Origin of the sequence: Gordonia alkaliphila, assembly GCF_023017165.1 — a bacterium.
GTDB classification, from domain to species: Bacteria; Actinomycetota; Actinomycetes; order Mycobacteriales; family Mycobacteriaceae; genus Gordonia; species Gordonia alkaliphila.
The window spans coordinates 3,629,544-3,638,014 of record NZ_JALKBW010000001.1; the positions used below are offsets into that span (position 1 = coordinate 3,629,544).

Annotated in this window: 10 protein-coding genes and 1 tRNA gene; 5 read left to right on the forward strand and 6 right to left on the reverse strand. The window is 70.1% G+C overall.

Translation table 11 applies throughout. The annotated features are described in order from the left end of the window. Positions 1-48 precede the first annotated feature (48 nt). The 3 genes from MUG78_RS16640 to MUG78_RS16650 are packed head-to-tail and all read right to left on the reverse strand — an operon-like array spanning position 49 to position 2,593. Positions 49-693 carry a histidine phosphatase family protein gene (locus tag MUG78_RS16640; RefSeq protein WP_246996687.1) on the reverse strand — a complete coding sequence of 215 codons (645 nt, stop codon included), beginning with the start codon at positions 691-693 and terminating at the stop codon, positions 49-51. Next, on the reverse strand, positions 690-1,448 hold the full coding sequence (locus MUG78_RS16645; RefSeq protein WP_246996689.1) for a zinc ribbon domain-containing protein: 759 nt from the start codon (positions 1,446-1,448) through the stop codon (positions 690-692). Before MUG78_RS16645 ends, MUG78_RS16640 begins: the two co-directional genes overlap by 4 nt. A 29-nt stretch (positions 1,449-1,477) precedes the next feature. Continuing rightward, complete coding sequence (locus MUG78_RS16650) at positions 1,478-2,593, reverse strand: Nif3-like dinuclear metal center hexameric protein (protein WP_246996691.1); 1,116 nt, start codon at positions 2,591-2,593, stop codon at positions 1,478-1,480. Positions 2,594-2,687: 94 nt separating this feature from the next. Between MUG78_RS16650 and MUG78_RS16655 the strand changes: the two genes are divergently transcribed. Genes MUG78_RS16655 through MUG78_RS16670 form a run of 4 tightly spaced genes read left to right on the forward strand, consistent with a single transcriptional unit; the run spans position 2,688 to position 5,660 of the window. Next, on the forward strand, positions 2,688-3,371 hold the full coding sequence (locus tag MUG78_RS16655; RefSeq protein WP_246996693.1) for an HAD-IA family hydrolase: 684 nt from the start codon (positions 2,688-2,690) through the stop codon (positions 3,369-3,371). Then, entirely contained in the window at positions 3,364-3,849 is a 486-nt protein-coding gene (locus tag MUG78_RS16660; protein WP_308221389.1) for a low molecular weight protein-tyrosine-phosphatase, read from the forward strand. The genes MUG78_RS16655 and MUG78_RS16660 overlap by 8 nt, the downstream gene beginning before the upstream one ends. A gap of 28 nt (positions 3,850-3,877) precedes the next feature. Next, a complete protein-coding gene (locus MUG78_RS16665; RefSeq protein WP_246996695.1) occupies positions 3,878-4,834 on the forward strand; it encodes an SURF1 family cytochrome oxidase biogenesis protein in 957 nt (318 codons plus the stop codon). Positions 4,835-4,838: 4 nt separating this feature from the next. After that, positions 4,839-5,660: a spermidine synthase gene (locus MUG78_RS16670; protein WP_246996697.1), complete on the forward strand. Its 822-nt coding sequence runs from the start codon at positions 4,839-4,841 to the stop codon at positions 5,658-5,660. On the opposite strand, the gene MUG78_RS16675 is transcribed toward MUG78_RS16670, so the two are convergent. The 3 genes from MUG78_RS16675 to MUG78_RS16685 form a co-directional block, all read right to left on the reverse strand. Beyond that, positions 5,648-6,511 (reverse strand): esterase/lipase family protein, encoded by an 864-nt coding sequence (locus MUG78_RS16675; protein ID WP_246996699.1) that lies wholly within the window; start codon positions 6,509-6,511, stop codon positions 5,648-5,650. The two genes, MUG78_RS16670 and MUG78_RS16675, sit on opposite strands and share 13 nt — an antisense overlap. Positions 6,512-6,685: 174 nt before the next feature. Further along, positions 6,686-7,384, reverse strand: coding sequence for a hypothetical protein (locus MUG78_RS16680; RefSeq protein WP_246996701.1), 699 nt, complete (start codon positions 7,382-7,384; stop codon positions 6,686-6,688). Positions 7,385-7,475: 91 nt separating this feature from the next. Then, positions 7,476-7,547: transfer RNA gene (locus tag MUG78_RS16685), tRNA-Val, on the reverse strand. 173 nt (positions 7,548-7,720) lie between these two features. Here MUG78_RS16685 and MUG78_RS16690 point away from each other — a divergent pair. After that, positions 7,721-8,471: maleylpyruvate isomerase family mycothiol-dependent enzyme (locus MUG78_RS16690; protein ID WP_246996703.1), on the forward strand; the 751-nt coding region annotated here is incomplete at its 3' end.

Genomic DNA, 8,471 nt, shown 5'->3' on the forward strand with positions numbered 1-8,471 from the left:
GCGTTCCCTACGATAGCCGCTGCGCGCACGCCGAGACCATGCGACGGGTCAGGACAGGTGACCGGTGTCGTTCACGAGCTTCACCACGGCGCCGCCGTCCGGGTAGTACTCGGCGATCGACAGCGACGCCAGGTCCAGGTGCAGGCGGAACAGGAGTTCCGGTCCGACGCCGAGCGCATCGCGCAGCATCGTCTTGATCGGCGTCACGTGGCTCACCGCGAGGATCCGGGCGCCCGGGTACTGCGCGAGGAGCTCCCGTTTGGTCGCGACCAGGCGCGCGCCCACCGCCGCGAAGCTCTCCCCGCCGGGCGGCGCCGTCTCCAGGTCGCCCAGCCACCGCCGATGCAGTTCCGGATCGCGCGCCGCCGCCTCGCGGAAGGTCAGGCCCTCCCAGGCGCCGAAATCGGTCTCGATCAGGCCGTCGTGCACCTGTACCGGGAGCCCGACGACGTCGGCGACGGCCTGCGCGGTGGCCCGCGCCCGGGCCAGCGGCGAGGACACGATGACGTCGATCTGGTCGCGGGCGCCCAGCCTCTGCGCGGCCGCGGCCGCCTGCGACCGACCGAGCTCGGTCAGTGCCGGATCCCCGTGACCGGAGTACCGGCGATCCACCGACAGCGGCGTCTGACCGTGTCGCAGCAGCGTGATCCGGGTGGGCCGATCCACCTGCCCCTGCCAGTCGGGTGCCGTCACTGCCCGGACCCGGGCGTCGGCAGGCCCGACTGCTCGGTCCGCACCATGATCGCGGTGCACTCCTCGCACCGCACCACTTCGTCCTCGGCGGCCGCCGCGACCGCCGACAACGTGCGCGGATCCAGTTCCATCCGGCAGGCGCCGCACCGGCGCTGGCGCAGCAGACCCGCGCCGACCCGTCCTTGTTCACGCAGCCGGTCGTAGACGGCGAGCAGGTCGTCGGCCACCTCGTCGGCGATGGCGGCCCGACGGCTCAGGAACTCGGTGACGGTGTTCTCGGTGGTCGCGGTCGCGTGGTCGCGCGCGGTGACCGCTTCGGCGAGCAGCTCCCGGTGGTGCAGCACCGTGCCCTGCGCGCGCTCGGACTCCATGCCCAGCGCCTCCTGGCGCTCCATGATCTCCAGCAGGTCCGACTCGAGCACGTCGCGGCGCAACTCCAAGCCGCTCAGCTCGTGCTGCAGTTCGGCGAGCGCCTTGTGGCTGAGCAGACCCGAATCCAGCTGCGTCTGATCCCGTTTGGCGTGCTCGGTGATGCCGGTCAGCTCCTCGTCGGTGGCATCGTAGGTGCGCTGCATCTCGGCCACCGCGGCCTCGGCCCGGACGACGTCCTCCTCGGCCACCGCGAGCTGTTCGGTCACCTCCGCGACGCGCGCTGCCTCGGGCAGTTGCGTCAACTGATGGCGGGCGCGGGCGAGCTCCGCGTCGAGATCGGCGAGGTCGAGCAGTCGGCGCTGCTGCGCGGGCGCGGCTTTCATGATTTCGGTCTCTCGTTAGGGCGTGCTGATCAGGAGGGCACAACGTTGAAGGGATCGGTCGACGGTTGGAAAACCGTTGCCGGACAACCGAACTCGGTAAGCAGTTCGGCGGCGCCGGCACACCACGGGAACTCGGTGGCCCAGTGACCGGCGTCGACCAGCGCCGGACTCCCGGCGCGCAGGGCTTCGTCCACCACATGATGCCGGAGGTCGCCGGTGAGGTACACGTCGACGCCCGCGGCGGTGGCCGCACCGATCAACGAATCACCTGCGCCGCCGCAGACCGCGACCGTCTGCACGGTGGCATCCGGATCGCCGGCCGCCCGGATCGGCCACGCCGCCTGCGGCAGCACGGCCGCGGCGTGCGTGACGAACTCGCGCAACGACATCGGCGCGGCGAGACGACCGACGCGGCCCAGACCGATGTCGCTGTCCAACGCGACCTGCGCGAAGACGTCGAACGCCGGTTCCTCGTACGGGTGGGCGTCCCGGAGTGCGGCGAGCACCGCCGCCCGCGCCGACTTCGGCGCCACCATCTCCAGTCGCTCCTCGTCGACCCGCGTCAACGCGCCGATCGCCCCGATCGCGGGCTGCGCTCGATCCATCGGGAGGTACTGTCCCGTACCCACCACCGACCACATGCAGTCGCGGTAGTCGCCGAGCGCCCCGGCACCGGCTCGGAACATCGCCTCGGCGACCTGCTCGGCGTTGCCCTCCGGCACCATCACCACCCACTTGTCCAGCGGCACAGTCGGTTCCGGCGCCAGCGGCACGCAGCGATGCAACCCGAGCGCGTCGGCCAAGGCATCCGAGACACCGCCCCGGACCTTGTCGGCGTTGGTGTGGGCCGAGTACAGGGCGCAGCCGCCCTTGATCAGCCGGTGCAGCAGCCGCCCCTTGGCGGTGTTCGCGGCCACCGTTTCCACCCCGCGCAACAGCAGCGGGTGGTGTGCCACGATCAGGTCCACGCCGTCGGCGAGCGCCTGGTCGACCACCGCATCGGTCACGTCGACGCAGACCAGCACCGACGCGACCGGATCGGCCGGATCGCCGCACACGAGGCCGACGGCATCCCACGATTCGGCCAAGCGAGGTGGATAGGCACGGTCCAGGGCGTCGACCACCTCGGCCAGATCTCTACTCATCGACACTCTCCCAACCATCCTGCATTGATCCATCCTGCCCCGCGGCGCCCGCCGTGGCGGCCGGTTGTGCCGAGCGTACGGGCATCATGGACGGGTGACCGATGAGACCGCCCCCACCCGCCCCGACCCGGCCCACCCGAGCACGGTGCTGCTCGTCGACCTCGACGGCACCGTGACCGACAGTTACCTCGGGATCACCGCGTCGTTCCGCCATGCGATCGAGACGATGGGCGGCGTCGCACCGTCGGACGACTTCCTGGCCGGGATCGTCGGACCGCCGCTGCTGGACTCGATGCGCGCCTACGGCTTCCCGCCCGCCGACGCCGAGCGGGCCGTCCGGGCCTACCGCGAGCGCTACGACGTGCTCGGTTGGAAGGAGAACGCCGTATACCCGGGCATGACCGAACTCCTCGCCGATCTCGCGGCCGACGGGCGCACCCTGGCCATCGCCACGAGCAAGAACGAGAAGATGGCGCGCCGGATCCTCGAGCACTTCGGATTGACCGAACATTTCACCGTCATCGCGGGCGCCAGCGACGACAGCACACGCCGAAGTAAGGCACAGGTCATCGCTCGGGCGCTGAACGCACTAGACTTGGACCCGAACACCGCCCCGATCGTCATGATCGGCGACCGCTCACACGATGTCGTCGGCGCCGCCTCGTTCGGCCTCGACACCATCGCTGTCGGCTGGGGATACGGTCGACCGGGGGAGGTCGACGAAGCCACGTGGACCGTGCAGACGGTCCCGCAACTGCGCGAGGTACTGGGTGTCTGACAACCCCGAAGAGCTGCACATCTGTTTCGTGTGCACCGGCAACATCTGCCGGTCGCCGATGGCCGAATCGATCGTCGCCTCGGCGATCGACGACGCCGGTCTCTCCGACCGGGTCACGGTCAGCAGCGCCGGAACCGGAGGCTGGCACGTCGGGGAGCCCGCGGACAATCGCGCCCGCACCGAACTGCTCGCACACGGCTACAGCGACACGCACATCGCGGCGCAACTCGACTCGCGGCACCTGGCGGCGGACCTGCTGATCGCCATGGACTCCGGGCACGTCCGGGAACTCGCACGTAAACGGCTCGGCGAACGCGTCCGCCTGCTGCGCAGCTTCGACCCGAACGCCGACGGCGACGACGTTCCGGATCCGTTCTACGGCGGCCCCGAGGACTTCGCCGGGGTGCGTCGGCAGATCGAGGCCGCGGCGCCCGGAATTGTGACCTGGGCCCGTGCCGAGCTGACCGCACGGGGCTGATCGGCACCTGCTCGGTACCCTGGGCACTGTGCAACTGCTGCGAACTTTCCTGCGCCCGGGGTGGATCCTGTCGACCGTCCTGGTCGGCATCTTCGTCGCACTCTGCTTCCTGATCCTGGCGCCGTGGCAGCTCGACAAGAACACCGACACCGAGCGCCGCAACAACCTGATCCGCAGCGCCACCGAGACCGCCGCCGTCCCCCTCGAGGAGCTCGTTCCGGTCGGCGGCACCCTCGACGACGCCGATCAGTGGCGCGAGGTGACCATGACCGGTCACTACCTCACCGATCAGCAGATCGTGATGCGGCTGCGGTCGGTGGCTCAGCGGCCGGCCGCCGAAGTGATGACCCCGTTCCAGATCGCGGGCACCGATCGGGTGGTCCTGGTGGATCGCGGCTGGGTTCGCCCCGAGGTCGACGGCGCGGTGATCCTGCCCAGCGCTCCGCCCGAGCAGGTGACCATTCACGCCCGACTCCACGATTCCGAGGGCACCAGCGTCGGCAAGGAGCCGCGCAGGGAGTCGTTGACCCCCGGCGACACCGGCGACAAGGTCCTCACCGCGTACACCACTGACACCGCCGCCCTCAGCGCCGCGTCGGGGCTCGCGCTCGAACCGTTCTACGTCCAGCTGGTCCCCGATCAGCCCGGCGGTCTCGGTGCGATCGAGTTGCCGCAGCTGGAGTCCGGCCCCTACCTCGGCTACGGCCTGCAGTGGCTGGCGTTCGGCATCATGGCCCCGCTGGGCGTGGCCTACTTCGTCTGGGCCGAGGTCAAGCACCGTCGTGCACTGCGTCGCAACGACGACGGCACGCAAGCCCCCGCCGACGAGCCGACGGAATCCACGCGCAAGACCGAACGACGCCGCATCCGCGACGAGCTACGCCAGGCCAGCGGACCGGACCTCGCCGCACCAGCCGACCGCGGGGACGACGATGCAGCCGACGAGGACGTCGCGGCCAAGCTCGCCCGCCGCTACGGCCGCTGAGCCCATGGCCAAAGCACCGAAACCCGAAGCCGGCAGCTTCGACATCTCCACCGGCACCGCCCAGTTGACCCCCGACGGCGTGGGCGGCTGGCTGCTGACCGTCAACGGCGCGCAGAGCAGCCACCTCGACCCCTTCGATCCGACCACCCTCGAGTTCGAGTACATGCGTCAGATGGCCGCCGCCATCGCCGACGCGCACCCCGATCCGCAGACCCCGCTGCGGGTGCTGCACCTCGGCGCCGCCGCCTGCGCGCTACCCGCCGCCCTGGCGCACCGCTACCCGAAGTCACGGCACGTGGCCGTCGAGATCGACGCCGAACTGGCCCGATTGGCGCGCGAATGGTTCGACCTGCCGCGCGCTCCGCGCCTGCGGATCCGCGTCGGCGATGCGCGCGAGGTGGTCGAGTCGCTGACCGCGCACACCCGCGACCTCGTGATCCGCGATGCCTTCGCCGAAGCGATCACCCCCGCCCACCTGATGACGGTCGAGTTCACCCGCGCGGTGGCCCGAGTCCTCGCACCCGGCGGACTGTATCTCGCCAACTGCGGAGATCGCCGCGACCTGAAGTCGGTGCGCCGCGAGATCGCCACCATCGGTGAGGTCTTCGGCAATGTCGAGCTGATCTCGGACCCGTCGATGTTCAAGGGGCGGCGCAGCGGCAACATCGTCGTCGTCGCCGGCGAGGGCCCGATCCCGGATTCGGCCGCGCTGGAGCGGATCCTACGCAGTGACCCGGAGCCGTCGCGCCTGATGACCGGCGCCGCCGTCGGTGATTTCACGCGGCGCGCCGAGGTGCTGCGGGACGCCGAGGTTCAGAGCGGGTAGCCCACCGTGCACCGCACCGGCGTCCGGGTACCGGCGAGCGTGTTGCGCACCTGGCCGCCGACCCAGCTGTCGTAGGGCAGTCCCACATGGCCGACGGTGTCGCGCGGGCAGTGGTCCTGCACCACCACGTTGCGCACGTTCGCCGCGGCGGGCAGGAACCCATTGGAGTACGGGGCGGAGACCTCGTCGTGGCGGGTCATGATCATCGTGTACTCGATCGCCGGATGGGTTGGGCCCCAATCGTTCTCACCGGGTGCGCGGGCCGGCAGTCGATCGGTGATCGACCCCAGCTTCGAGACGCCCTTGTTCGACGGCCCCAGGCCGATCAGGTGGCGGACCTGCGCGGCACGTCCCGGCAACTGCGTCATCAACTGGGCCACCGCGTTGCCCTGGGAGAAGCCGATCAGGTCCACCTGGCGCGCACCGGTGCGCCGCAGGACGCCGTCGACGAAGGCGCCGACCTGTTCGGCCGACGTCTCCCGCTGAGCCAGGCCGCCGATCTGCGCACTCCAGCTGGTCTGCCCGTAGGTGAGGCTGTAGACGCAGAAGCCGCGGGTGGCCAGGGTCGGCGCCAGGTACTGCCAGGCCGACATCTGGTTCTGCGCCGTGCCGTGCAGCAGCACCACCGGCACCCGCTCGCTACGGCAGCCGGGCACGTTGGACCCCGGCGGGGACATCTGTGCGGGCTGCAGGTCGCCGGTCACCGAGGCGACACCGGCGTCGGTGACCACCGGATAGGGCGGTGCGGCCGCGACTGCTCCCACGCCGGTCACCACACCGGTCACCGCCATCGCGACCGCACCGGCCCACGTCGACAGGCGGGTGAAGAACGATCGATCCGAGTGCGCCATGCCCTCCATCATCGCGTGCCCGACCCGACGTCGCCGCGAGACTGACGCAGTCGGTGGCCCCAGCACACCAAGCGCGTCAGTTTCGCGGGCGTGGTCGGCGCCTAGATGCACTCGCCGACTACTGGGTGACGCTCCGCGACGACACATGGAACAGCCCCGAGCACAGCCACGAAGTCAGGAGCCGATGTCAGCGGAAGGCACCCGCACAGGCAGACGCTCGACCTCGACGGCGTACTCGGGCTCGGCCAGGCGGGTCTGGATCTCGGTGGCCAGCATCGTCAGCCGCACGTTGGCTTCGTCCACCACGCGCTGCAGGTCTCGATGGGATTCGGGCGTGTGCGCCACCTCCGCCTCCAACGAGGCATCCCGAATCACGTCGAGCGCCAACGCGATGTCGGCGATGTGCAGCAGGACGGTCTCGTTGGCCCCGCTCGACACCAGGAAGCCCGACCACCGGCCGAGCAGATCGGCCAGTCGGGACCGTTCGGCCAACAGCACCTGACGCAGGTCTTCCAGACCGTCCACGTAGGCGTCGCGATCGTCGTCGAACTCCGGCAACCGCAGGTTCCGCGGCACGATCAGCCCCCGAGAGAGTTCACTGTGCCGGTCGTCGGCGAGGGTCTGCAGGAATTCCGTGAACGCCAACCGGTTGACCGGCGCCCAGCGCCGAGCGGTGGACCGTGCCAGCACCTTGTCGAGCACGAGCACCGTGAGCAGGAAGGTCACGAAACCGGCGGCGAGACCGGAGAGGATCACCACTTCCTGCCAGATCGCCGAGGTCACGTCGAACCAGATGATGACGAAGACGACGAGGCCGATCAGAAGGCCGATGACGACGTTGATCAGTCGACTCCACACGCGCTGCCTGGACAACCCGCTACGCCCTTGTCTCACCCATGCTCCCCGCACGGCGACGACACCATAGCGCGAGCGTCGAGCGCAGCGTTCTTCCCTGGTCAGACTGTGCGCGCAGTAGGGATCGAACCTACGACCGCTGGTGTGTAAAACCAGTGCTCTACCGCTGAGCTATACGCGCGTGCCGTCGTGGCGCACACCACTGACTGTGGTGAAGATACCGCCCGCCACGACCCCCGCCCAAACCGACTCCTCCGCGGTGCCGCGATGCCGTCGGGCGCGCCGCACGAGAATCCCTCCGTTCGGGCCGTCGGAGAGTTAGCGTTGAGTCCCGAGTTCTCCAGGAGGCCCCCGATGGTCACTTTCGTTCCCCGTCAGCCCGTCATCGACGCCCTGCGCGACCAGTGGGCCACCCTGGACGCCCTGGTCTCCGGATTCGACGACGACGAGTGGGCGGCGCCATCGGTCCTGCCCGGCTGGTCGGTGGCCGACATCATCGCCCACATCACCGGCACCGAATGGTCGCTCACCGGCCGCGAGGTGGCCGCCACCCGCGACGTGGCCGCTCTCCCCCACGTGCACAATCCGATCGGCGAGCTCAACGAACGCTGGCTCGACTACTACCGCGGTCGCACGCGCGACGATCTCATGGCCGACTTCCGCGACGTGACCGCGCAGCGGCTCACCGCACTCGACGGCATGACCGAACAGCAGTGGGACGCCGCGGGCTTCACCCCCGCCGGCTCGGACTCCTACGGTCGATTCATGCGGATCCGGGTCTTCGACTGCTGGGTGCACGAGGTCGACATCCGCGACTCCCTCGGCCTCGGCGCCCCGGACGACCCGCTGCCGGCGACGTGTACGCGCAAGGAGATGGTCGCCTCGCTGCCGTTCATCATCGGCAAGAAGGCCAAGGTCCCGGCCGGGTCCGCGGTGACCGTCGACTTCACCGGCATCGCGCCGCGCGCCGTGCACATCGCGGTGGAGGATCGGGCGGCCGTGGTCCCCGAGCTCGACGGCCCGGCGGACGTGACCTTGCGCGTGGACCTGGCCGACTGCGCCGTCTCATCGGCGGTCGCACCACCGCCGATGCGACCGCCGTGCA

What these genes read in the sequence shown, in the direction of transcription:
- MUG78_RS16670 (WP_246996697.1), top strand. Translation starts at nt 4,839, where the DNA reads ATGGCCAAAGCACCGAAACCCGAAGCCGGCAGCTTCGACATCTCCACC.
- MUG78_RS16675 (WP_246996699.1), bottom strand. Translation starts at nt 6,511, where the DNA reads ATGGCGCACTCGGATCGATCGTTCTTCACCCGCCTGTCGACGTGGGCC.
- MUG78_RS16645 (WP_246996689.1), bottom strand. Translation starts at nt 1,448, where the DNA reads ATGAAAGCCGCGCCCGCGCAGCAGCGCCGACTGCTCGACCTCGCCGAT.
- MUG78_RS16650 (WP_246996691.1), bottom strand. Translation starts at nt 2,593, where the DNA reads ATGAGTAGAGATCTGGCCGAGGTGGTCGACGCCCTGGACCGTGCCTAT.